Consider the following 23,792-nt stretch of genomic DNA (forward strand, 5'->3'; position numbering starts at 1 on the left):
CATGTACCCTGTGAGGAGCCCTAACCCTCTATGAATGGTTGAAGGATGCGCTTGCGCCCCCGACTCATCGTCGCCACGGTCGTCGCGTCGCTCGTCGGCGCCCTGCTGACGGTCGTGTCCCCGGTCGGCGTCGCCGACGAGGCGACGGCCGCCACGGCGTCGGACTTCGACCCCGGCTTCATCATCTCCGACGAGCAGTTCTTCGCCGGCGGTGCGATGACGGCGGGGCAGGTGCAGGCGTTCATCGACGCGAAGCACCCGGGCTGCAGCGCCGGCTACACGTGCCTCGACACGTACACGCAGCGAACGCCGTCGATGCCCGCCGACGCCTACTGCTCGGCGTTCACGGGGCGCGCGAGCGAGTCGGCCGCGAGCATCATCGCCCGGGTGGGCGCGGCGTGCGACATCTCGCAGCGCTTCCTCATCGTGCTGCTCGAGAAGGAGCAGTCGCTCGTCACGCACCGATCGCCGAGCGCCTCCCGCTACGAGAAGGCCACCGGCTTCGGCTGCCCCGACACCGCCCCGTGCGACGCGAGCGTCGGCGGCTTCTTCTACCAGATCTACTACGGCGCGCGGCAGTTCCAGCGCTACGCGGCGCACCCCGGCAACTACAACCACCGCGCGGGTGTCGTCAACAACGTGCTCTACAACCCGAACGCGGCGTGCGGCTCGAGCCCGGTGCTCATCCGCAACGTCGCCACCGCGGGCCTCTACAACTACACGCCGTACCAGCCCAACGCCGCGGCCCTCCGCAACCTCTACGGCACCGGCGACAGCTGCTCGGCCTACGGCAACCGCAACACCTGGCGGCTCTGGACCGACTGGTTCGGCAGCCCGACCGCGATCGCGAGCGGCGCCTTCGTGCGCGACGCCTCGAACGGCCGCATCTACCTCGCGAGCGGCGGTCGCAAGTACTACGTGCCCAGCAGCGCGATCCTCGCGGAGTACCGCCAGCTCGGCAGCTCGCAGGACCGCAGCGCCGCGGAGATCGCGGCCATCCCCTCCGGTCCCGACCTCGGCCGCACGGTGCGCGCCGCGAACGGCGCCGTGTACCTGGTGGAGAACAGCCAGCTGCTGCACTTCCAGTCGTGCGCGCAGCTCACGGCCTGGAAGCAGACGTGCGGCGACATGCCGACCCTCGAGCCGGGCCACGAGGCGCGCATGCTCAACATGGGGGCGCTCAACGACCTCGTCACCACCGAGGACGGCGCCTACTGGCTCGTGCAGTCCGGCACGCGCAGGCAGCTCACCGACCCGGCGCGCGTCACGCCCTTCGGGTATCGCGCGGAGCCGAGCGCCGTCGACGCCGAGACGATCGCCGCCATCACCATCGGGCACCCCGTCGTGGCCCCGGGCGACGTCGTGCGCAGCAGCGACCGGCTGCAGAACCGCGTGATCTCGTCGAACGGCCGCGTCTACTCGTCGCAGTCGTCGCACATCGGCCTCGAGTTCCTCTGGTTCGCCCCGGCGTTCGAGAACCGCTCGATCGCGCTCCTGCCCGCCACGGCGGGCGCGCTGCCCGACCGCTTCCGCGACAGCTCCGGCTCGTGGGTGCTGACGACTGACGGCGCGATGCGCGTCGACCCGCAGCACTACGGCGGCTCGGCGTACTTCACGCAGGTGTCGGATGCGCTCAGCGCGACGGTGTCGACGAGCGGTGCGCCCGCGGGTCCGCACTTCGCCCGCCCCTTCGGCGGCACCACCACCTACCTGATGTCGCACGGCTACGCCGAGGCGGTCTCCGCCTCGACGATGGAGTGGTACTCGCGCACCTACGCGATCCCGACGAAGGTCTGGGAGGTGTCGCGCAACGCGGTCGACGCGGTGCCCGTGCGCTCGTCCTACGCCGACGGCACGCTCGTCCGCGGCCCGTCCGGCGCCGTCTACCTCATGGACGGCGGCAACGCCATCCACGTCGCGAGCATGGACTTCGTCTCGGCGCTCGGTTTGCCGACGCGCATCACCGACGTCTCGTCCGGCATCATCAACGGCCTCGCGAGCCGCGAGGGCGTGCTCAGCACGTACGGCGTGCGCATCGGCCAGACGTCGTACGTCGCCGTGAACGGCACCCTGCACCCGTTCGCCTCGGCGGCGGTCAAGACGGCGTGGGGCATGCGCGAGATCACGTTCACGAGCCTCGGCTCGTCGCTCACCATCTCGACGCAGGCGGCGACGCAGCTCGTCTACGATGCGGCGGGGCGCACCTACCTGCTCGACGCGGGCAAGCGCCGGTACATCGACTCCGGCGCGACCTTCGCCTCGGTCGGCGGCAACACCACGCCGAGGCTGCTCCTGCCCGCGACGCAGATGCAGCGCATCCCCGAGGGCTCGTGGGTGCGCCCGGTCTACCCGTCCGGCTCGCTCATCACGACCGAGGGCCGCGGCGAGGTCTGGATGGCGAACGGCGACGGGCTGCTGCACCTCGGCGACTTCGCCACCGCGCAGTCGATGGGGCTCCCCACGACGAGCACCCGCGTGCCCAACCAGGCGATCGCGACCTTCTCGACCCCGCCGAAGCTGCGCGCGTCGCTCGTGCTGTGCGGCACGACCGCCTACGCGGCCGTGGGCGGCTCGCTGCGGCCGATGACCGCGGATGTGCGCGCCCAGTACCCGGCCGCCGCGTTCACGCAGCTGAAGGTGGCGCTGTGCGAGCGGCTGCGGCTCTCGACGACGCCGATGACCCAGTTCATCCGCGGCACCGACGGACGCGTGTACTACGTCGAGGCGGGCGTCCGGCACTGGCTCGGCGGTCCGGCGCTCGCGCGCCTGGGCGGTGCGAACCGCATCGTCGACGTCGACCGCACCATCATGAGCGCGATCCCGGTGGGCGCGACCTGGACGAGCTGACGCACCGCTGACGAGGGCCGACGGCGACGCCGTCGGCCCTTCGTCGTGCTCCGCCCAGGGTTGTCCACAGCCCCGATCCCATGTCAGTGGCCCGTGGTGTACTGCGCTCATGGACGACTGGGGGATCGACGGCGAGGCCTACATCGCCGCCATCCGCGCGGGCGCGATCGATCCGTTCGGCCGCACTGCCGACGAGCTGCAGGCGGAGCTCGACGCACAGGATGCGGAGTGGGCGGAGCGGCTGATCGCGATGACGCCGGCGGAGCTCGACGCGGTCGTCGAGGGTCGCATGGAGGTGCCGCAGCTGCCGCGCCCGGCGGAGTCGGAGCCGATGCGGCGGCTGCGGCTGGAGGAGCAGTTCGCGGGCCGGGTGAAGGCGCTCGAGGCGCAGCGGGCGAGGCTGGAGGCGGAGGAGCGGGAGATGCTCGCCGCCCGCCTCGACCGGGTACGGGCCGACGGCGGCGAGGTCTCGACGGGGCTGCGGGAGGCGGCGTCGATCCTCGCGGTCGAGCTGCGCCAGTCGGATCGCGGCATCGAGCAGCGCATGTCGGCCGCCTGGACGATCGTGCACGAGCTGCCCCTCGCCCATGCCGCGCACAAGGCGGGCCGGATCTCCGGCGGCCACCTGCGGGTGATCGAGCAGGAGACCCGCCCGGTGCGGGTTGACGACGGCGTCGATCGGGAGCAGGCGGCGCGGGTGGAGGCGGAGCTGGTCGCGATCGCCGAGGACACGACCCCGTCGCGGCTGCGGTCGCGGGCGAAGCTCGTCGTCAACCGGGTGCTCACCGCGCCGCTGCAGCAGCGCCACGACGATGCTCGGGAGCAGCGCGAGGTGCACCTGGTCGACGCGTCGAACGGCATGGTCTTCCTCGGCGGCTACGTCCCCGCGCTCCCGGGCGCTGCCGCGTTCAACAGGCTCACCGAGGCGGCGAGGCGGAAGCCGAAGGACGACCCCCGCACCTTCGACCAGTTCCGCGCCGATGCGTTCCTCGAGCTGCTCCTCTCCGGCGTCTCCCCCGAGGACCTCCACGAGGTCAGCGCCATCACGGCCACCGTCACGGTGACGGTCCCCGCGACCGAACTGCTCGGCGACCCGGCCGGTCCCGACGTGCCGCAGCTGCGGTTCCCGGCGCTCCTCGACGGGAGGATCCTCGTCGACTCCGCCACCATCCGGTCGCTCGCGGCCGAGACGGTCACGTGGGAGCGACTCTTCCTCCACCCCGTCACCGGCATGCCCGTCACCGTCGACACGTACACGCCGAACCGGGCGCAGCGGCGGGCGCTTCGCGCCCGCGACGGGCACTGCCGCTGGCCCGGCTGCTCGAACCCCGTCCACCGCGCCGACCTCGACCACACCCAGGACTGGGCCAACGGCGGCAAGACCACGATCGGCAACCTCGCCCACCTCTGCCGCCGCCACCACGTCATGAAGCACGCGACCAGGTGGACGGTGAGGCAGCTGCCCGGCGGCGTGCTCGAGTGGACCTCACCTCTCGGCCGCATCATCCGCGACGAACCCGAACCCCAAGGACCGGTCTTCGTCGAGCGCGACCCCATCTGGGGACTCCCCGTCACCGCCGGCACAGCACCGCCCGGCGACCCGCCACCCTTCTGAGCCGACGCCGGCCAGGCGATCTCGCCGGTCAGGCGGGACGGGGCGGCCGTGCGGCTCGGCCGGCATGCTCTACCGAGGCGGCGACACCTGGCGGCAGGCGAGCAGGTAGGTCTGGCCGAACTGGTCGGTCGGCTCGAGCACGGCCGACTCCGCCCACTCGTTCCACGCGTTGACGAACACGATCCGGCGCTCGGCGGGTCGGTCGGCCTGCGCGTCGAGCGCGGCGGCGAGCCAGCGGCGGAAGGTCCACGGGTTCGCGCCCGTGAACGCCATCGGCGTCCACTGCTTGCGCGCGGTGTTGTCGAACGTCACCATCACGCCGGGGTAGTGGTGCTCGTCGAGGGAGCCGAGCTGCGCGATCGCCGCGTCGGCGGTGCCGCGGTAGCCCATGAGGTTGCCCGCGAAGCGCTCGTCGGCCTCTCCGGCGCGGTCCGACGGGATCCAGGGCAGGTTGTGCGGCGCGAACGTGAGCGTGCCGTCCGCGAGCCCGACGAGCTCCTCGCGCGGCAGGCCGCCCATCTGCTCGCCGATGTCGACGGCGAGCACGTGCAGCTCGCCGGCGCCCTCCTGCCGCGCCCGCTCGCGCCAGTGCGCGATCGTCGCCGCGGCATCCGGGACCGTGCCGATCTTGTAGACCGCGACGATCGCGGCGCCGTCGACGCGCATCCACCGCGGGTCGCGCAGCATCGGCAGGATGTCCTCGATGAACTCGGTCGCCGGCACGCGGTCGTAGTCCTGGCCGATGAGCACGTTCGCGTCGAGGCCGTCCCAGCGACGGGTCCAGTTCTCGTTCGCCCACATGACGCAGAAGGGCTGGTCGACGTCGCCGTCGGCGAGCCGCTGGAGCGGCAGCCCCAGCACGCGGCGGCCGGCGAACCAGTAGTGGTAGTACATGAGGCCGGCGACGCCGTGCGCCTCGGCCATGTCGCGCTGCCGCTGCCGCACCTCGTCGAGCGCGAGGTCGTAGAAGCCGAGCTCGCCCGGCATGAGGGGCACCTGGTGGCCGGGGTAGAGGGGCCTCGCCTTCGCGACGTTCGCCCACTCCGTGAACCCGGCGCCCCACCAGCGGTCGTTCTCGGCCGTGCGGTGGAACTGCGGCAGGTAGAAGGCGACCACCCGGCCGTCGACCGACGCGCGGTCGCCGCGGCCGTCGAGCTCGCGCAGCTCGAGCACGTCGAGCCCGGCCTCGACGGCGCCGATGCCGATGATGCGCTCGATCGCGTGCGCCGCGGTGCCGTCGATGTCGCCGGCCTCGTCCTCGAAGTCGTCGCGATCGATGCGGAGGGCGCGCAGCGCCTGCAGCAGGAAGCCGCGGATCCAGTACATCGAGCCGGCCGCGAACCGCAGCTCGTCGGGCTCGAGCGGCATCGAGAGCCGCTCCAGGATGCCGCGCACGAGGTCGAGGTTCGAGCCCCAGTGCTCGGGCCCGGCGACGCTGCCGTCGGCGGTGACGATGCCGATCGAGCGGTCGCGGCGGAACGCGTCGACGACCCCGGGGGAGTGCGGCCCGAGCAGCGAGCCGACGAGCGCCGCGCGCCAATCGGCGCCGGAGCCCTCGAGCTCGCCATGGCCCTCGCGCCACTCGCTGCGCTTCGTGTGCACCTTGAGCACGACGTCGTAGGGGTCGAGGATGCCGGCGTTCACCACCTGCACGAGCGGCCAGATGTCGCGCCCGTGGTTCTCGACCGTCAGCACCTCGGCGTGCGCGGCACCCGCTGCCGCGAGGCGAGCCGCGGAGATCGCCTGGCCGGAGGAGTTCGTGACGTACAGGTCGAACGGCTCGCCGATCGCGGGCAGCGCCGCGAGCAGCTCGTCGAGCAGCTCGGCGTAATGGCAGTGCAGCACGACCGCGACCGGCGCGGGCGTGACGGGGCCGGTGCGCTCGCGCCAGTGGGTGGGGAAGCCGACGAACCGCGCGCCCTCGAGCCGCCGCTGCCACGCCGGGAAGGAGGATGGCCGCGTGCGGTCGGTGGCGCGCTTCGCCCTCGGCCCGCTCGCGGCGGCCTTCGCCCGCCGCACGGCACGCACGCCCATCGAGCCGATGCGGCTCGCCCGCGACGCCCAGACCTTCGGGTCCCACGCGTCGGGCCGCTCGGCGCGCGCCTCGGCCTGCTCGAGCTGCGCCCGCAGGCTGTCGATCTGCTGCTGCAGCTCGATCCGGTCCGGGTCGCCGGATCCGGTCATGCCTGCTTCGCCATCAGCGCCCGGATCTCGGTCGCGTCGCCGTAGACGACCTTCGAGTCGTAGGGGCGGTCCGGGAAGGCGCCGTACTCGAGCTGGATGTCGAGGCCGTGGTCGGCGATGAAGCGCTCCACCTGGGTGCCGAGCGCGACCGGCTCGCCGGAGCACACGTTGATGACCCCGGCGACCTCGTCCTGGAGCGCGACGGCGGCGATCTGCCTGCCCAGCTCGTCGACGTGGATGAAGTCGAACTGGTTCTTGCCGGAGGTGAAGGGGAAGGTGCGCTTGCCCTGCTCCGCTGCCTCGAGCAGCTTCGTGAAGATCGACTGGTTGTTGCGGTCGTCGCCGTAGATGTAGAAGGCGCGCAGCCACTGGATGGTGGTGTCGCCGAGGTCGGCCAGCACCGCGCGGCGCAGGGCGTCCTTCGCGATGCCGTAGAGCGACGCCGGCGCCGTCGGCGTCTCGGCGGTGATCGCGCCCTCGAAGCGACCGATCTCGTGCATCGTGCCGAGGATCGCGAGCCGCGTGATGCCGGCCTTCGCGAAGTGCGTCAGCACCCGGAAGTGGTCGGAGAGCCGCAGCATGTGCACGGGGGAGTTGTGGGCGAAGCCCGCCTCCCACGCGAGGTGCACGACCGCATCCGGCTTGTCGGCGATGAGCGCGTCGAGGTCGGTGTGCGGGTCGAGCAGGTCGGCCTCGACCACGGTCGCGCGCTCGTCGATGCGGTAGGCGCGGAAGTGGCGCACGACGGCGGTGACGCGCGCGCCCCGGTCGAGCAGCGCCGCGACGACGTGCCGTCCGATGTAGCCGCCCGCGCCGGTGACGAGGATGTGCTGCGCAGTCTGGGTGTTCTCCATCGCCATCGATGCTACCCGCCGCGCTGCAGGGGCAGCGGGAGGGCCATCGTCTGCAGCCGGCCGAGCTCGACGCGGGCGCGCTGCTGGCGCACGGCGAAGATGACGAGCAGCACCATGCCGAGCTCGATGAGCGGTCGCGACTCGGCGATGCCCTGCACCGCCTCGGCGACGAGGATCATGAGCGGCACCGCCGCGATCGGGCCGGCGCCGGTCGGCGCCTCGGCGAGGTCGCGACCCGCGCCGCGGAGCGTCGAGCCGAGCAGCCACGCCCACGCGAGCACGCCGAGGATGCCCGCCTGCATGAGCACGTCGATCCATACGCTGTGCGCCTGCAGGTAGACGATGCCGTCCTGCAGGCCGAGCCGGTCGTAGGGCTCGACCCAGGGCATCCAGTAGCCCATCCAGCCCCTGCCGAGCAGCGGGGAGCCGCGCCACCAGTCGAGCGCGGCCGCCCAGATCTGGAAGCGGTCCTCCATCGACGCCTCGCGGCCGAGCGCCTCGACGACGCGGTCCCAGTTGCTGATCGCCCACGCGGCGACCACCGCCAGCACGCCGGCGGCCGCGACGACCGCCGGGCGGAAGGCGCCGCGCGGGCGGCGGCGCCAGGTGTAGACGAGCCAGAACGAGACGAGCACGACGAGCGCCGCGACGAGCACCGTCATCGAGCGCGTGAGCGCGAGCACGACGACCGGCAGCGCCGTCCACACCCACCACAGCCGACGGTCGAGGCCCGCGCGGTGGCGGCCGATGGCCACGATGAGCGCGAGCAGCGCGAGCATCGCCGTGAGGTTCGGGTTGCCGGTGATGCCCTGGATGCGGTGGCCCCAGAAGATGCCGCCGGTCGACCACGGGATCATCGGCAGCCCGCTGTCGTTGTCGAGCCAGACGGGATACACCGGGCCCTGCACGAACAGGGCGATGCCCACCTCGAAGGCGAGGGAGGCGATGAGCATGCCCTGCAGGCAGCGGTGGAGCACCTCGAGCAGCGTGTGCAGGGGCAGCGTCGCGAGCAGCACGGCGAGCATCACGTGCACGAGCAGCAGCGCGACGCCGAGCAGGGTCGCGAGCGGGTGCGGCGTGACGATGATCGTCGCGGCGGCGACGCCGATGAAGGCGAGCAGCGGCGCGGGCAGCCACTGCCAGCTCGCGCCCGAGCGGCGCAGCGCGACGAGCGCCCAGAGCAGCGTCACGCCGCTGAGCGCGCCCCACAGCGGCCAGCCCAGCAGGTTGCGCACGAGGTCGCCGCACGCGAGCTGCAGCACGATGAAGGTCGCGAGCAGCCGGTGAGGGGCGCGCACGAGCATGGTGGCGATTGTCGCACGCGGGGGACGGGTGACCGCCGTGTCGTAGTCTCGCCGAGGGGCGGACGCGCTCCGGGATGGAGCTGGACGCATGGAGCAGGCGGCGGATCGAGCGCCCTCGAGCGGGCGTCGCTGGCCCGCGTGGGCGGCCGCGGCGGCCGTCTTCGTGGTCGCGCTCGCCTTCCAGGTGGCGCGCATCCCGGCCCTCGAGCACGACGTCGTCTGGGCCGAGGACGGCGCGATCTTCCTGCTCGGCGCGCTGCAGGATCCCGCCGGCTCGATCCTCGCGCCCTACGCCGGCTACCAGCACCTGCTGCCGCGGCTGCTCGCGGGCGCGGTCGTCGCGCTCGCGCCGCTCGCGAGCTACGCCGCCGTCGTCTTCTGGGCGAGCGCGATCGTCGCCGCCCTCGTCTGCGCGGCGACGATCCCGCTCGCGCGCTGGGCCGTGCCGTGGCTCCCCGCGCGCATGGCGCTCGGCGTCGTGCCGGTGGTCGTGCCCCTCATCGCGCCCGAGATCATCGGCAACCTCGCCGACCTCCACACCTTCATGCTCTGGCTCGGCGTCTGGATCGCCCTCTCGATGCCGACCTCGCGGCTCGAGTCGTGGCTCGTCGCCGTCGCCGCGTTCGTCGCGGCCATGACCGAGGTGCAGCTGCTGCTCATGCTGCCGGTGCTGCTGCTGCGCATCCACCTGCGCCGGCGCCTGCTGTGGCCCGTGATCGGCGGCTTCCTGCTCGGGCTCGGCGGCCAGGCGCTGTCGTGGCTGCTCGCTCCGCGCGGCGGCTACGACGGCGTGCCGATCGGCATCCCGGATGTCGTCGTCGGCTGGCTGTCGAACGTCGTGATGCCGACGCTCCAGCCGACCGAGCAGGGCATCCGCGAGGCGTTCGCGGCGCAGGGGCCCATCGCGGCCGCGCCGATCCTCGCGGTCTTCACCATCGCGGCGCTCGTCGTCATCGTCTGGGGCTCCTGGCGGGCCCGCATCGCCGGCGCGGTCGTGCTGCTGGCCTCCGCGTCGTCCTTCGGCGGCTCGCTGCTCGCCTCGCCGATCGAGCAGTTCCAGTACGCCTCGTTCCGCGGCGACGACTGGCTGACCGCGATCGTCGACCTGCGCTACGGCGGCGCCGCCGGCATGCTGCTCGCCGCCATCGTGCCGATCGCGGCGTCGGTCTCGGTCGAGCGGCTCCGAGGTCGATGGCTCGCCGTGGCGAAGCCGGTGCTCGCCCTCGGGCTCGCCGCGTTCGTCGGCGCGATGGCCTGGCAATCGCCCGACACCGGCTCCCACCGGATCGGGGTCGAGCCGTGGAGCGTGCAGGTCGACCGGCAGGCGGCCGCCTGCGAGGGCGGCGATGCGCCGGAGGATCTGCTCATCGCCCCGTACAATCGTGCGCTGGTGCTCGACTGCCCTTCGATCGTGGGCGAGCCGTGAAGGGACCATCCATGATCAAGGCGCTCGCGCTCATCCCGACGTACGACGAGGTCGAGTCGCTCCCGGTGCTCGTCGACCGGCTGCTCGCCGCCGTGCCCGAGCTCGACGTGCTCATCCTCGACGACGCGAGCCCCGACGGCACGGGCGAGCTCGCCGACCGGATGGCCGCGGCGGACCCGCGCATCACGGTGCGCCACCGCCCCGGCAAGCTGGGTCTCGGCGCCGCCTACCTCGACGGCTTCGCGCTCGGCATCGAGCGCGGCTACACCCACGTGATCGAGATCGACGCCGACGGCTCGCACCCGCCGGAGCGGCTGCGGGCGATGCTCGAGCGCGCTGCGGCCGGTGACGAGCTCGTCATCGGCTCCCGCTGGATGCCGGGCGGCAGCGTCGTCGACTGGCCGATGCGCCGCGAGGTGCTCAGCCGCGGCGCGAACCTCTACGCCCGTCTCATGCTCGGGGTGCCCGCGCACGACATGACCGCCGGCTACCGCGTCTACAGCACCGAGCTGCTCCAGCGGCTCGACCTCGAGTCGCTCGAGAGCCGCGGCTACTGCTTCCAGATCGACATGACAGTGCGCTCGCACGACGCGGGCGCGTCGATCAGTGAGGTGCCCATCCAGTTCCGCGACCGCGAGGCCGGGGAGTCGAAGATGTCGGGCTCGATCATCGGCGAGGCCCTCACGAAGGTGACCGGCTGGGGCATCGGCCGCCGCGCCGCGCAGCTGCGCGCGCTGCTGCCGCGCTAGCGGATCCTGCCGAGCAGCTGCGTGTAGGACTCGCCCACGCCGCGCCCGACCGCGCCGGTGAGGCCGCGCAGCTGGTGCTGCATGACCGAGAGCCGCTGCTCCGCGAGCCGCGCCGAGATCGACACCTGCGGCCGCAGCCCGGCGTCCTGCACGGCGAGCGCGAGCAGCCGCCCCCACTCGTCCACCGACAGCTGCGGCAGCTCGGCGGCCGCGTCGCGGATCCGTGCGCCGAGCGATGCCGCGACGGTGCCACGCACGATGGCGGCCCCCGCCTGCGGCACGACGGGGGCGTTCGAGCGCGCGCGGATCGCGAGCCGGCTCGCCGCGAGCTCGAGCCGCGCCGTGGCGCCGTCGGCCTCGTGGCCGAGCTCGCCGAACCAGCCGCGCTGCAGGGCGGGCGCCGACACGAGCGCACCGACGGCGGTGTCGTCGAACGCGGCGGCCGCATCCGCGAGCCGGTCCGGCAGCCCGAGCGACTCGAGCGCGTCGGCGCGGCGGTCGTCGCGGTCGAGGCCGGGCAGCTCCGCAGGGATGCCGTCGGCGAGCGCGAGCACCGCGAGCGACTCCTCGGCATCGGCGAGCGCCTCGAGGGGATGCGCGCGCACGCCCACGAGCTCGACGCCGTCGAGGTCGACCTCCGCGCTCGCGTCGATCGCTGCGAGGGTGCCGGGCGCCCCGGCGAGCACGATCCGGTCGGCGCCGCGCACGGCGTCGACGCGCTGCTCCCAGCCCTCCGAGGCCTCGACGAGCGCGACGGTCGACGGCCGCGACGCCGCGGACGGCGCGAGGATGCGCCACTCGTGCATGGTCTCGAAGACGCCGCGCTGGTCGGCGGAGCGAGCGAGGTGGCGGTCGAGCACGCCCATGTCGTAGCGGCCCGACGCGGCGAGGAAGCGGTAGAGCTCGCGGGCGTTGCCGGTCGCGTGCTCGTCGATCACCGAGTCGATGCCGGCGAAGAGCGTCTTGCGCTTGAAGATCGGGCAGCCCCGGTCGCGGATGAGCTCGACCGGCATCGAGTTGAGCGGGTAGAAGGTGGTCTGCCGCAGGTCGGCCGTGTCGACGAAGGGCTCCCAGCGGAAGCCGAACGACGCGAAGTGGTGGGTGAAGCGGGCCTCGTGCTTCGCGACCGCGTGCGCGTAGTCGGGGATCGGGGGCAGCTCGTCCCAGTAGCGGCGGAAGGGCGCGGACTGCAGCATCGACGCGCGCACCGCGATCCAGTGCGACTGCAGGTGCTCGGGCAGCGTCGGCGTCTCGAGCAGGCCCCACGGGTCGAAGGGCGCGCCGTGGTGCACGGTGAGGCCCCAGAAGTCGAGGTCGCGCGCATCCATGTCGGCGAACATCGCGTCGACGCTCGCGACCGGCCCGAGGATCGTGAAGTTGTAGAGCACGAGCTCGTCGATCTCAGCGATCCCGTCCCAGCCGATGTGCTCGATCGCGGTCTTGTAGGCCCAGGAGTCGAAGCCCTGGTTCTCGCGCTGCAGCAGCTCGGTGCCGGGCCGCGCCTCGAAGGCTGCCCGGCTCGCCTCGTCGAGCGCGCCGTTGACGACGACGATCGTGCGCTCGAAGTGCGGCTGCACGCCGTCGAGCAGCGTCGTGACGGTCTCGTCGGCGACGCCGTCGCCGTCGTAGAAGAAGAAGATGCCGACGCGGCGCACCGCGTCGAGGTTGGCCAGCCGCACTAGCGGTTCCGCAGCCTGCGCAGCAGCGAGCCGACGCCGCGGCGCGCGACCCGCTTCGCGCGCACGGCCATCGCCCGCGGGTGGGGCAGCCGATCGCGGCTCGCGGCGAGCTGCGCCTCGAGCTCCATGATGCGGTGGCGCGCGGAGCGCAGCTCGGCGACCTCCGTCGCGCGCTCGCGCTCGAGCCGCGAGAGCTCGCTCCGCAGTCGTTCGAGCTCGGGCTGGTCCGGCGCGTTCGCATCCATGCCGGTCAGCCTATTCGCCCGATCGGCCCCGCTCAGGCGAAGGCCGACTGCCCGGTGATCGCCCGGCCGACGATGAGCGAGTTCATCTGCGCGGTGCCCTCGTAGGTGTAGAGCGCCTCCGCGTCGGCGAAGAAGCGCGCGACCTCGTAGTCGGTGACGATGCCGTTGCCGCCGCACACCTCGCGGCACCACGAGACGACCTCGCGCATGCGGCTCGTCGCGTAGGCCTTCGCGAGCGCCGAGTGGGCGTCCTCCTGGCGGTCCTCGTCGAGCATCCGCGAGACCTGCACGCACAGCGCGATCGACGCGGTGATGTGGCCGAGCGACTTCGCCAGCAGGTCCTGCACGAGCTGGTGCCCGGCGATCGGCGAGCCGAACTGGACGCGCTCGGTCGTGTAGCGGACCGCTGCCTCGTAGGCGCCCATCATCACGCCGACCGCGCTCCAGGCGACCTCCGCGCGCGTGAGCCGCAGCACGCGGGCGGTGTCGCGGAAGCTGTTCGCGCCCTGCAGCCGCAGGGACTCCGGCACGCGTACGCCGTCGAGCACGATGTCGGCGTTCTGCACCATGCGGAGCGAGATCTTGCGCTCGATGCGGGTCGCCGAGAAGCCGGGCGTCGTGGTGGGCACGATGAAGCCGAGCACGCGCCCGGTCTCGGCGTCCTTCGCCCAGATCATCACGATGTCGGCCTGGGTGGCGTTGCCGATCCAGCGCTTGGCGCCGTCGATGACCCACTCGTCGCCCTCGCGCCGGGCGGTGGTGCGCAGGCCCTGCGCCGAGTCGGAGCCCGAGAGCGGCTCGGTGAGGCCGAACGCCCCGACCACCGAGCAGTCGGCGAGGCGCGGCAGCCACTCGGCGCGCTGCTCCGGGCTGCCGGTGACGCCGAGCGTGCCGGCCACCAGGCCGTTCTGCACGCCGATGAAGGTCGAGACGGAGGCGTCGACGCGGCTCATCTCGAGCGCGACCCAGCCGCGGTAGACGGCGGAGTTCTCGAACCTGGCGGTCTCGGGCCACGCGCCGCCGACGACGCCGAGCGCGCCGAGCTCGGGGATGAGGTCGGTCGGGAACGCGTCGCGGTGCCAGTGGTCGAGGATGACCGGGCGCACCCGCTCCTCCATGAAGGCCCGGATCTCGGCGAGCGACGCGCGCTCTGCGTCGGTCAGGTCGGCGGCGAACCCGTAGAAGTCGCTCGTGAGCGGCGTGAACGTCATTGCTCCTCAGTCTCCCGGCCGTCCTGGCCGTCGCGGTCAGGCTACGGCCGCCCGCGGGCCAGGCGGCGGGCCGTTGGTACGCTCGACCAAACCGGCGGAAGGAGACCGCGGCTGTGTTTGTGCCGATCGCCAATGAGCCGAGGGACTACGCCTGGGGGAGCACCACGCTCCTGTCCGAGTACCTGGGCCGCACCGCGTCCGGCGGACCGGAGGCCGAGCTGTGGCTCGGCGCCCACGCGGGGTGCCCCGCCGTCGTGACGGCGGGCCAGCACGCGGGGACCGCGCTCGGGCCCGCGCTCGAGGCCCTCGGCGCGCGGCAGCCCGCGATGCTGCTCAAGGTGCTCGCTGCCGCGGAGCCCCTCTCGCTGCAGGCGCACCCGGATGCGGCACGCGCCCGCGAGGGGTTCGAGCGGGAGGACGCTGCGGGCATCCCGCGCGACGCCCCGCACCGCAACTACCGCGACCCGCACCCGAAGCCCGAGATCATCGTCGCGGTGACGCCGTTCGAGGCGCTCAGCGGGTTCCGTCCGCAGGCGCAGGCTCGGGCGGTGGCCGAGGCGCTCGCGGCCGCCGACGAGCGCGTCGCGCCGCTGCTCGGGCACCTCGCCGCCGGTGACGCCCTCGCGTGGCTGCTGTCCGGCGACGCCGAGGTCGCGCCGGTCGTCGCCGGCGCGGTCGCCGCGGCGGATGCGCTCGCCGAGACGCACCCGGTGGAGGCCGACACGATCGCGCGGCTCTCGGCCACGCATCCGGGCGACCCGGGGATCCTCGTCGCGATGCTGCTGAACCGCGTCTCGCTCGCGCCCGGGGAGGCGCTCTTCCTGCCCGCCGGCAACCTGCACGCCTACCTCTCCGGCCTCGGCATCGAGCTCATGGGCCCGAGCGACAACGTGCTGCGCGGCGGGCTGACGCCGAAGCACGTCGACGTCGCCGAGCTGCTCGCGGTCGTGGACCCGACGCCGCTCGACGACCCCCGGCTGCCCGCGGAGCCGCTCGAGGGCGCGACCGCCTACCGCCCTGCCGCGCCGTTCGAGCTGCGCCGCATCACCGGCGCCCACGTCGTCGAGGGCGGCAGGGGACTGCTGCTCGCCGTCTCCGGCGGCACCGCGACGGTCGACGGCGAGACGCGTGCGCTCGCGCCGGCGGCGGCCGCGTGGATCGACGCCGCGGCGCCCTTCGAGATCGACGCCGCGGAGGCGTGGCTCGCGCTCGAGATCGACACGCCGTAGGTGCGTCGCTCCCGGGCGAGAGGGCGCGACACTCCTAGAATCTCCGACTTGACGCGAGGCGAACTACACCGGTGTAATTGGTGCAACGCAGGCCCGGCCGGGGTCCTGCAGAACCGGGGGAACGCCATGCGAGAGGGAGTGCAGCGCAGCACGACAGCAGCGCAGGCCATCGACGATCGCGGGCTGCGCCGAGGGGTGCCCGGTGACTGGTTCGTCGACCCGGTCATGCTCGGCGTCCCGGGTGTGCGCAGCGAGATCGACGACCAGCCGCTCGGCTGGCAGGCCGACGCGCTGTGCGCCGAGACCGATCCCGAGGCGTTCTTCCCCGAGAAGGGCGGCTCGACGCGCGACGCGAAGCGCATCTGCGAGTCGTGCGACGTGCGGCAGCAGTGCCTCGAGTACGCGCTCGAGAACGACGAGCGCTTCGGCATCTGGGGCGGCCTCTCGGAGCGCGAGCGCCGCAAGCTGCGCAAGCTCGCCTGATCGGACAGGTGTGACCCGCAGGCTCGGCCGAGCAGTCGCTGAGCAGGGCTCATGCACCGATATGCTCGCCGCATGACCGTCGTGATGACCATGATGGTGCGCGACGAGGCGGACATCATCGCCGCGACGATCGAGCACCACCTCGCCCAGGGGATCGATCGCATCCTCGTGACCGACAACGCATCGGTCGACGGCACGCGCGAGATCCTCGCCGAGTACGCGGCCGTCGCGCCGGTCACCGTCTTCGACGATCCCGAGCACCGCAAGCAGCAGGCGAAGGTCGTCACGCGGATGGCCCGCCTCGCGTTCGAGGAGCACGGCGCCGGCTGGGTGATCAACGGCGACGCCGACGAGTTCGTGCGCGCGGTCGACCCGGCGCTCACCGTGGCGGAGGCGCTCGCGCGCACGCCGCGCGAGATCGGCGCGTTCACGGTGCCGGTCGTCAACCTGGTCGGGCCGATCGCGCGACAGGGCTCGGGCCTCCGCCGGCTCGTGCGCCGCGACGAGCGCACCCTCGAGGCGCTGCGGGCCGCAGGCGTGCACGCGCACCCGACCCCGAACGCGATCCACATCGGCAGCGCCGACGTCGAGGTCGCGCACGGCAACCACTTCGTCTCGATCGAGCAGCAGGGCGAACCGCCGGCCGATGCGGCGCTCGAGGTGCTGCACCTGCCGTGGCGCTCGTCGTCGCAGGTCGAGCGCAAGACCGAGAACATGGGGCGCGCCTACGAGCAGAACCCCGACCTGCGCCCGAGCGCGAACCACCACGGCATGCGCGACTGGCGCCGCATGCGCGCGAACCAGCTGCTGCCCTTCCTCGCCCGCCGGATGCCGACGGCCGACGAGCTGCGCGCGCCGGGGCTGCGCGAGGACACCTCGCTCCTCGAGCAGCTCGAGCGGCTCGAGCCGCTGCTGCCCGCGCGCTTCACCGCGGTGCTCGACGACGCCGATGATGCGCCGTTCTCGACCGGCGAGATCCAGGAGCTGCGCGCGCTCGCCGAGCTGCTCGCACCGCTCGACCAGGTGGCGCAGGACGACATCGTCGCGCTCCGCGACGAGCTCGACGCGCGCAACACCGAGCTCTACCGGCTGCGGCTCGAGCGCGAGACGCTCGACGGCATCCCCGGCCTCGCGGCGCGCATCGCCGCGGAGCGCGAGGAGGCGTGGCTCGCGGGCCTCGAGGCCGGCGCGCCCGCGCGGCGCGCGCTCGAGGGCCAGCTCGCCGACGCGCGCGAGCAGGCGACGAGGGCCGCCGCAGCGCGCGACGCTGCGGAGTCACGGCTGCGGCTCGTGCGCGAGCACCCCGCCTTCCGGGCCGCGAGCGCCGTGAAGCGCGTCGTCCGGCCCGGCCGCGCCTGACCCGCACCCTCGAGCGCCGCCGGCTCGGGCGCCGATCGCACGGCACACCGGCGACAACCCGGGGCGCGGCGCCGATCCCGCCTAGCCTTGCCGGGTGCATCCGAGGGTCTTCGCCGTGCTCGCGGCCAGCAATGGCGCCGCGTACCTGCCGGCGACCCTCGCGGCGATCGGCGCGCAGACGACGCCGCCAGAGCGGCTCGTCGCCGTCGACGGCGCCTCGCGCGACGGCTCGCGCGCGCTGCTCGAGGCGTCGCAGGCGTCGAGCGTCGTCATCACGCAACGGCTGCCGTACGGCGCGCTGATCGGCAAGGGCGTCGCGACGCTGCCGGAGGCCGAGGACGACGACTGGCTGTGGCTGCTCGCGCATGACGCCGCGCCGCACCCGCGCTCGCTCGAGGCGCTGCTCGCGCACGCCGAGGCGCACCCCAGCGTCGCCGTCGTCGGGTCGAAGGTCATGCGCGCCGACGAGCCCGACCGCTTCGCCGAGTTCGGCCAGTCGATGACGCCGTTCGGCCGCAGCCTGCTGCTGCACGAGGGCGAGCTCGACCAGGGGCAGCACGACGACGACTCGGATCGCCTCGGCGTCGCCGAGACGGGCGTGCTCGTGCGCCGCGACGCCTTCGCCGCGCTCGGCGGCTTCGACCCGGCCCTCCGCTCCATCGATGCCGGGCTCGACCTGGGTGTGCGCGCCCGCCTCGCCGGCCATCGCGTCGCCGTCGAGCCGCGAGCGCGCGTGCGTCGCGCGGGCGGGCCGGAGCACTTCGCCGCGCGCGCGGTGAGCGACGCCGGGCGGGTCGCGATCGCGCGGCGCGCGCAGCTGCACCGCCGGCTCGCCTACGCGAACCCGCTCGCCCTCGTCGTGCACTGGCTCCTGCTGCTGCCGCTCGCCGTCGTGCGCTCGATCGCGCACCTGCTCGCGAAGCGGCCGGCCGCCGTGCTCGCCGAGTGGCAGGCCACGCTCGCGACGCTCGTCGCCGTGCCCTCGACCGCTCGCGCCCGCCGCCGCATCGCCCGCGCCCGCGCGGCGGGCTGGGCGTCGCTGCGACCGCTGCGCGCGTCGTGGCGCACCGTGCGGTCGCACCGTCGCGCGGTGGGCGACCCCGAGCACGCGCAGCGCTCCGTGGACGAGCGCGTCGGCTTCGTCGAGGGGGCGGGGCTGTGGGCCGCGGTCGCGGCACTCGTCGTGGGCGTCGTGCTGTCCCCGCAGCTGCTCGGTGCCGCGGCGGCGACGGGCGGTGCGCTGCTGCCCCTCTCCGACTCGCTCGGCGACCTGTGGGCGAACGCGCTCGCGGGGCCGAGGGATGCGCTCGGCGAGGTCCAGGGACCGGCCGACCCGTTCGTGATCCTGCTCGCGCTGCTCGGCTCCATCACGTTCTGGCAGCCGTCGACGGCGATCGTGCTGCTGCTCTTCCTGGCCCCGGCGATCGCGGCCGTCACGGCGTTCTTCGCAGTGCGGCGGATGACCGACTCCCGCTGGGCGCCCGCGGTGTCGGCGGCCGTCTGGTCGCTCTCGCCGACGCTGCTCGCGGCGATCGTCGACGGCCGGGTGGGCGCGGTGCTCGCGCACCTCGCCCTGCCGCTCGCCGCCGCGGGGATGCTGCTCGCGCACCGGTCGTGGCGCGCGGCGGGCTTCGCCGCCATCCCGCTGGCGATCGTCGTCGCGGCCGCGCCGGTGCTGCTGCCGGCGATGCTGCTGCTCGCGCTCATCGGCATCGGCGTGGGCTGGCGCTCGCCGCTGCGGCCCCTCGCGGCGGTGCTCCCGGCGCTCGCGCTCATCGGCCCCGTCGTCGTGGCGCGCTGGACGGCCGGCACGCCGCTCGCCGCGCTCGCCGATCCCGGTATGCCGCGCGCATCCGCCCCGCCGAACGCCACCGAGGCGGCGCTGCTGTCGCCCGACGGCACGCTCACGACGCTCGAGGGCGTGGTCGCGGCGATGGCGCCGGGGCTCGACGCCCGTTGGGTCGCGCTCGCGCTGCTCGTGCCGCTCGCGCTCGCGGCGCTCGCGGGCGTCGTGCTGCGGCCGACGCGCGCATGGCCGTGGGTGCTGCTGCTGCTCGCGGGCTACGCGACCGCGGTCGGCGCATCGCGGCTCGCGCTCACGAGCGTCGACGGCGAGGCGATCACCGTCTGGGCGGGCTCCGGCGCCTCCCTCGCGCTCGCCGCGCTCATCGCGCTCGCCGTCACGGCGGCCGACGTCGAGGACCGGCGTGCCGCCCTGCCCGGCGGTCTCGTCGCGGTCGTCGCGGTGGTCGCGGCCGTGCCCGTCGTCGCGTCGACGTTCCTCGCGCCCGCGATCGTCACGCCCGCGCCGGACCGCCGCATGCCCGCGTTCGTGGAGGCGGCGACCGCCGACGACGCGCGCGTCGGCACCCTCGTGCTGCATCCGCTCGCCGAGGGCGACCTCGGCGTCGACCTCGAGCGCGGTCGAGGGACGACCCTCGACGACCTCGCCACCGGCGAGCTCGTGCGCGAGGCGCCGGGCGACCTGGACGCGCAGGTCGCGCAGGCCGCGGTCGACCTCGCCTCGGGCGGCGACGTCGACGTCGACGCGCTCCTCGACGCGCAGGGCGTGCGCTTCGTGCTGCTCGAGCAGGAGCGCGAGGGCGCCGCCGGGCTCCACGATCGCGCGCAGCGGTCGCTCGACGCGCGCGGCGACCTGCAGACCATCGGCCAGACGGAGGCCGGACTGCTGTGGCAGCGGCTCGAGGCCGCGCCGACGCCGCCGATCGAGCGTCCCGCGTGGGCCGCCTGGCTGCTGCTCGGCCAGCTCGTCGCGCTCGCGGCCGCCGTCGTCGCGGCGCTGCCGTCGCTGCGGCGCGGGGCGCGGGTGCGCACCAAGCGGCTCGAGGGAGCGGGGGAGTGGCGATGAGCGACCGGGACCTGGAGCCGCTCGACGACTCCCAGGAGTTCGACGACCCCTCGCCCATCGGCGAGCCGGAGCCGCCGATCGAGCACGAGCCGACGGCCGAGGAGCTCGCGCTCGAGGCGGCCGCGCGCGACGAGCCGGTCGACGGCGACATCGCGCGCGACGTCGCGCTCACCGACCGCGAGGCCGCCGCCAACGACGCGGCCGAGGCGGTGCGGCGCGTCGACCGCCGCGGCGTCGCCCGCTGGAGCGGTCGCGCCGCCGCCGGGCTCGTCGCCGCGGCGCTGGGCGTGGGCGCCGTGCTGGGGGCGAACGCGCTGCCGGACGACGCGCGCGTCACCGCGTCGGCACCCTCGACGCTCGTCCAGCCCGCCTCCCCGCTGCAGTCGCGCGTCTGCGCGGGCCCGGCGCTGCGCGTTGGCACCTCCGACGGCGAGGACGCCCTGGCGATCACGGGCGTCGCCGATGCCCGTGTCCAGGTCGGCAGCCTGGGCGGCGAGGTCGAGCAGTCGCAGCTCGGCGTGCCCACCGCGGGCGACCTGAGCGGCGGCGACGCCGTCGTGCAGCGCGGCGAGGAGTCGACGCTCTCGGCCGCCCAGTCGCTCGACGTCGACGTCGACGCGGTCGGCGGGTTCGCCGCGAGCGAGTGCGCCGAGACGCGGCTCGAGCAGTGGCTCGTCGGCGGCTCGACGCGCACCGGCAGGCAGACCGTGCTCACGATCGCGAACGCGTCAGAGGTCGGCGCGAGCGTCGACGTGACGGTCTACGGCCCGGAGGGGCCCATCGAGTCGGTCGGCTCGACGGGTCTCGCGGTCGCCCCCGGCACCGAGGCCGTGCTCGACCTCGCGGCCGTCGCGCCCGGCGTCGCCGACGCGGTCGTGCGCGTCGCCTCCACCGGTGCGCCCGTCGCGGCGCACCTGCAGCAGACGACGACGCGCGGGCTCGAGCGCGGCGGCTTCGACGTCGTCGACCCCGTCGTCGCCGGCACCGCCGCGGTGCTGCCCGCGGTGCGCGTCGACGAGCCGTCCGGCCTCGAGACGCAGGCCGACTTCGACGACACCGTGCCCGTGCTGCGCGTGCTCTCACCCACGGGCGGCGCGCTGCAGCTGGCCTTCCGTGCGAGCGACGGCTCGGTCATCGAGTCGGAGGGCAGGCTCGAGGCGGGCGTGGTCACCGACTTCCCGCTCGGCGACCTGCCGGTCGGCACCTACGCGATCCGGGTGTCGTCGGATGCGCCGGTCGTCGCGGGCGCGCGGGCCGTCGCGACGTCGGCGGACGGGCTCGACTTCGACTGGATCGCGAGCGGCGAGCCGCGCTCGGGCGCATCCGCGATCGCGGTGCCGGAGGGCCCGGAGGCGACCCTCCACATCGCGAGCACCGCCGACGCGGAGCAGCGCGTGACGATCGACGGCGAGGAGGTCGTGCTCGCCGCGGGCGGCACGATCGAGCGTGCGGTCGAGGCGGGCTCCGTGGACGTGGTCGGCGAGGGCCTCGTGATCGGCGTCGGCTATCGCAGCGACAGCGAGGTGGGCGGCTTCACGGCGAGCCCGCAGGGGCCGGCCGCGGAGGGCGTGCGCGTCCTGCACTAGCCCTCGCTGGTCGACTAGTGGTGCCGCCAGCGGTCCGGCGCGACCTCCCACGGGTCGCGCCCGATGAGCTCGGCCGCCGCGCGGAAGACCGCGCCCTCGATCGCGACCTGACGGTGCCAGGGGTCGTCGATGTGCACGCGAGGCAGGCGCTGCAGCGGCAGCCGGTAGATGGTGATCGTGCGCTGCGCGGCGTCCACCGCCCACTCCGGCACCTCGTCGATGCGGTCGGCGATCGCCCGCGGCGGCATGTCGGCCCACTGGAAGAGCACGTCGCCGAGCTCCGCGGGCCACAGCCCCATGACGTAGTCGGCCGCATCCGCCGCGATGTCCTCGAAGCGCGTCTCGCGCGACGAGAGGAACGGCAGCACCGGGCCGGCGACCGACGATCGCATCTCACGCCCGTGGCGCGAGCCGCGGGAGTGCTGGCGCGCGTGCATGGCCACATCCTACGTGTCGCCCGGCGGACGGGCCCGGCGCCGCTACCCTTGGCGGGATGGATGTCGCGATGTGCTCTCGGCCCGGGTGCCGCCGGTACGCCGACCGGACCGTCACCGTCGACTACGCGGCGCAGCTGCTCGTCGTCGGCCCGCTGCAGGCGGCCAGCAGGCAGGGCGCGATCGAGGGCAGCTACGACCTGTGCGACCCGCACGCCGACCGCGCGAGCGGGCCCACCGGCTGGCAGGTCGTGCGCCACGAGCCCGACCGGGCGTCGCGCTAGGCGACGGCCCACCCACCCAGACACGAAGAGGAACCATGGCGCTGACGGACATCGTGAAGGCGTACGACGTGCGAGGCCTCGTCGACGGGCAGCTCACCGAGGAGGTCGTGCGCGCGCTCGGTGCCGCGTTCGCCGACGAGGTGGGCACGGCCGCGCCGATCGTGATCGGCCACGACATGCGCCCGTCGTCGCCGGCGCTCGCCGCCGCCGCGGCCGAGGGGGCGCGGGCGCGCGGCGCCGACGTGATCGCGATCGGCCTGTGCTCGACCGACGGCACCTACTTCGCCTCCGGCTCGCTCGACGCGCCGGCCATGATGTTCACCGCATCCCACAACCCGGCGGCCTGGAACGGCATCAAGTTCTCGCGCGCCGGCGCCCGCGGCGTCAGCCTCGACACCGGCCTCGCCGCCATCCGCGATCGCGCGCAGCGCTACCTCGACGACGGGCTGCCCGAGGCGGCCGAGCCCGGCTCGCTGCGCGAGCTCGACGTGCTCGCCGACTACGCGAAGCACCTGCGCTCGCTCGTCGACCTCTCGTCGATCCGGCCGCTCAAGGTCGTGGTGGATGCGGCCAACGGCATGGGCGGCATGACCGTGCCCGCCGTGCTCGGCGATGCCGCGGGCCTCGGTGCGCTCCCGCTCGAGATCGTGCCGATGTACTTCGAGCTCGACGGCACCTTCCCCAACCACGAGGCCAACCCGCTCGACCCCAAGAACCTCGTCGACCTGCAGGCCGCGGTCGTCGAGCACGGCGCCGACCTCGGGCTCGCGTTCGACGGCGACGCCGACCGCTGCTTCGTCATCGACGAGCGCGGCGGGGCCGTCTCGCCGTCGGCGGTCGCCGCGATCGTCGCCGAGCGCGAGATCCGCCGCGTGCAGGCCGAGGGCGAGCAGGACGTCGTCGTCATCCACAACCTCATCACCAGCCGGTCGGTGCCCGAGGCCATCGTGGCCGCCGGCGCGACCGCCGTGCGCACGCGCGTCGGCCACTCGCTCATCAAGGACCGGATGGCCGAGACCGGCGCCGTCTTCGGCGGCGAGCACTCGGCGCACTACTACTTCCGCGACTTCTGGGGCGCCGACAACGGCATGCTCGCGGCGATGCACGTGCTCGCGACGCTCGGCGTCGACGAGGAGCCGCTGTCGCAGCTCGCGGCGCGCTACACGCCCTACGTCGCGTCCGGCGAGATCAACTCGACCGTCGCCGACGTGCCGGCCGCCTACACGCGCGTGGTCGAGGCGTTCGCCGGCCGCGGCGAGTTCGACGAGATGGACGGCCTCACCGTCACGGCGCCCGACGGCGCCTGGTGGTTCTCGGTGCGCCCGTCGAACACCGAGCCGCTGCTGCGGCTCAACGTCGAGGCCGAGCAGGAGCCGACGATGGTCGCGATCCGCGACGAGGTGCTGGCGCTCATCCGCGCCTGAGCGGGCCGGG

Annotated in this window: 18 protein-coding genes; 11 read left to right on the forward strand and 7 right to left on the reverse strand. The window is 74.1% G+C overall.

The window, feature by feature from the left end; translation table 11 throughout:
• Positions 1–51: 51 nt before the first annotated feature.
• Together ABIB37_RS08325 and ABIB37_RS08330 are read left to right on the forward strand one after the other, a co-directional pair.
• On the forward strand, positions 52–2,847 hold the full coding sequence (locus ABIB37_RS08325) for a hypothetical protein (RefSeq protein ID WP_354259100.1): 2,796 nt from the start codon (positions 52–54) through the stop codon (positions 2,845–2,847).
• Between the two features lie 109 nt (positions 2,848–2,956).
• The gene (locus ABIB37_RS08330; protein WP_354259103.1) at positions 2,957–4,462 is read left to right on the forward strand and encodes an HNH endonuclease signature motif containing protein; all 1,506 of its coding nucleotides are present in this window, start codon (positions 2,957–2,959) and stop codon (positions 4,460–4,462) included.
• 69 nt (positions 4,463–4,531) lie between these two features.
• On the opposite strand, the gene ABIB37_RS08335 is transcribed toward ABIB37_RS08330, so the two are convergent.
• Genes ABIB37_RS08335 through ABIB37_RS08345 form a run of 3 tightly spaced genes read right to left on the reverse strand, consistent with a single transcriptional unit; the run spans position 4,532 to position 8,804 of the window.
• Positions 4,532–6,646, reverse strand: a complete 2,115-nt coding sequence (locus tag ABIB37_RS08335; RefSeq protein WP_354259105.1) for a glycoside hydrolase family 99-like domain-containing protein — start codon at positions 6,644–6,646, stop codon at positions 4,532–4,534.
• Positions 6,643–7,500: an NAD-dependent epimerase/dehydratase family protein gene (locus ABIB37_RS08340; protein WP_354259108.1), complete on the reverse strand. Its 858-nt coding sequence runs from the start codon at positions 7,498–7,500 to the stop codon at positions 6,643–6,645. Before ABIB37_RS08340 ends, ABIB37_RS08335 begins: the two co-directional genes overlap by 4 nt.
• Before the next feature lie 11 nt (positions 7,501–7,511).
• A complete protein-coding gene (locus tag ABIB37_RS08345; RefSeq protein ID WP_354259111.1) occupies positions 7,512–8,804 on the reverse strand; it encodes an O-antigen ligase family protein in 1,293 nt (430 codons plus the stop codon).
• Positions 8,805–8,892: 88 nt separating this feature from the next.
• Here ABIB37_RS08345 and ABIB37_RS08350 point away from each other — a divergent pair, with 88 nt between their 5' ends.
• The gene (locus ABIB37_RS08350) at positions 8,893–10,230 is read left to right on the forward strand and encodes a hypothetical protein (RefSeq protein ID WP_354259114.1); all 1,338 of its coding nucleotides are present in this window, start codon (positions 8,893–8,895) and stop codon (positions 10,228–10,230) included.
• 11 nt (positions 10,231–10,241) lie between these two features.
• A complete protein-coding gene (locus ABIB37_RS08355) occupies positions 10,242–10,979 on the forward strand; it encodes a polyprenol monophosphomannose synthase (protein WP_354259115.1) in 738 nt (245 codons plus the stop codon).
• On the opposite strand, the gene ABIB37_RS08360 is transcribed toward ABIB37_RS08355, so the two are convergent.
• Genes ABIB37_RS08360 through ABIB37_RS08370 form a run of 3 tightly spaced genes read right to left on the reverse strand, consistent with a single transcriptional unit; the run spans position 10,976 to position 14,114 of the window.
• Complete coding sequence (locus tag ABIB37_RS08360; protein ID WP_354259118.1) at positions 10,976–12,658, reverse strand: rhamnan synthesis F family protein; 1,683 nt, start codon at positions 12,656–12,658, stop codon at positions 10,976–10,978. The genes ABIB37_RS08355 and ABIB37_RS08360 overlap by 4 nt on opposite strands.
• Positions 12,658–12,903, reverse strand: a complete 246-nt coding sequence (locus tag ABIB37_RS08365; protein WP_354259121.1) for a hypothetical protein — start codon at positions 12,901–12,903, stop codon at positions 12,658–12,660. The genes ABIB37_RS08360 and ABIB37_RS08365 overlap by 1 nt, the downstream gene beginning before the upstream one ends.
• Before the next feature lie 32 nt (positions 12,904–12,935).
• The gene (locus ABIB37_RS08370; RefSeq protein ID WP_354259124.1) at positions 12,936–14,114 is read right to left on the reverse strand and encodes an acyl-CoA dehydrogenase family protein; all 1,179 of its coding nucleotides are present in this window, start codon (positions 14,112–14,114) and stop codon (positions 12,936–12,938) included.
• Between the two features lie 119 nt (positions 14,115–14,233).
• Between ABIB37_RS08370 and manA the strand changes: the two genes are divergently transcribed.
• The 5 genes from manA to ABIB37_RS08395 all read left to right on the forward strand — a co-directional run bounded on the left by manA (position 14,234) and on the right by ABIB37_RS08395 (position 21,640).
• Positions 14,234–15,343 carry a mannose-6-phosphate isomerase, class I gene (gene manA, locus ABIB37_RS08375; protein WP_354259126.1) on the forward strand — a complete coding sequence of 370 codons (1,110 nt, stop codon included), beginning with the start codon at positions 14,234–14,236 and terminating at the stop codon, positions 15,341–15,343.
• A gap of 225 nt (positions 15,344–15,568) precedes the next feature.
• Positions 15,569–15,826 carry a WhiB family transcriptional regulator gene (locus ABIB37_RS08380; protein WP_170165653.1) on the forward strand — a complete coding sequence of 86 codons (258 nt, stop codon included), beginning with the start codon at positions 15,569–15,571 and terminating at the stop codon, positions 15,824–15,826.
• A 72-nt stretch (positions 15,827–15,898) separates the two neighbouring features.
• The gene (locus ABIB37_RS08385; protein WP_354259129.1) at positions 15,899–17,185 is read left to right on the forward strand and encodes a glycosyltransferase family 2 protein; all 1,287 of its coding nucleotides are present in this window, start codon (positions 15,899–15,901) and stop codon (positions 17,183–17,185) included.
• 94 nt (positions 17,186–17,279) lie between these two features.
• On the forward strand, positions 17,280–20,054 hold the full coding sequence (locus tag ABIB37_RS08390; protein ID WP_354259132.1) for a glycosyltransferase: 2,775 nt from the start codon (positions 17,280–17,282) through the stop codon (positions 20,052–20,054).
• The gene (locus ABIB37_RS08395) at positions 20,051–21,640 is read left to right on the forward strand and encodes a DUF5719 family protein (protein WP_354259135.1); all 1,590 of its coding nucleotides are present in this window, start codon (positions 20,051–20,053) and stop codon (positions 21,638–21,640) included. Before ABIB37_RS08390 ends, ABIB37_RS08395 begins: the two co-directional genes overlap by 4 nt.
• Before the next feature lie 14 nt (positions 21,641–21,654).
• On the opposite strand, the gene ABIB37_RS08400 is transcribed toward ABIB37_RS08395, so the two are convergent.
• A complete protein-coding gene (locus tag ABIB37_RS08400; protein WP_354259137.1) occupies positions 21,655–22,077 on the reverse strand; it encodes a hypothetical protein in 423 nt (140 codons plus the stop codon).
• 56 nt (positions 22,078–22,133) lie between these two features.
• Here ABIB37_RS08400 and ABIB37_RS08405 point away from each other — a divergent pair, with 56 nt between their 5' ends.
• Positions 22,134–22,358, forward strand: a complete 225-nt coding sequence (locus ABIB37_RS08405) for a DUF3499 family protein (RefSeq protein WP_354259140.1) — start codon at positions 22,134–22,136, stop codon at positions 22,356–22,358.
• Positions 22,359–22,393: 35 nt separating this feature from the next.
• On the forward strand, positions 22,394–23,782 hold the full coding sequence (locus tag ABIB37_RS08410; protein WP_354259143.1) for a phosphomannomutase/phosphoglucomutase: 1,389 nt from the start codon (positions 22,394–22,396) through the stop codon (positions 23,780–23,782).
• The last annotated feature ends 10 nt before the right edge of the window (positions 23,783–23,792 follow it).

The organism is Agrococcus sp. UYP10 (genome assembly GCF_040547205.1).
Taxonomy (GTDB): Bacteria; Actinomycetota; Actinomycetes; order Actinomycetales; family Microbacteriaceae; genus Agrococcus; species Agrococcus jenensis.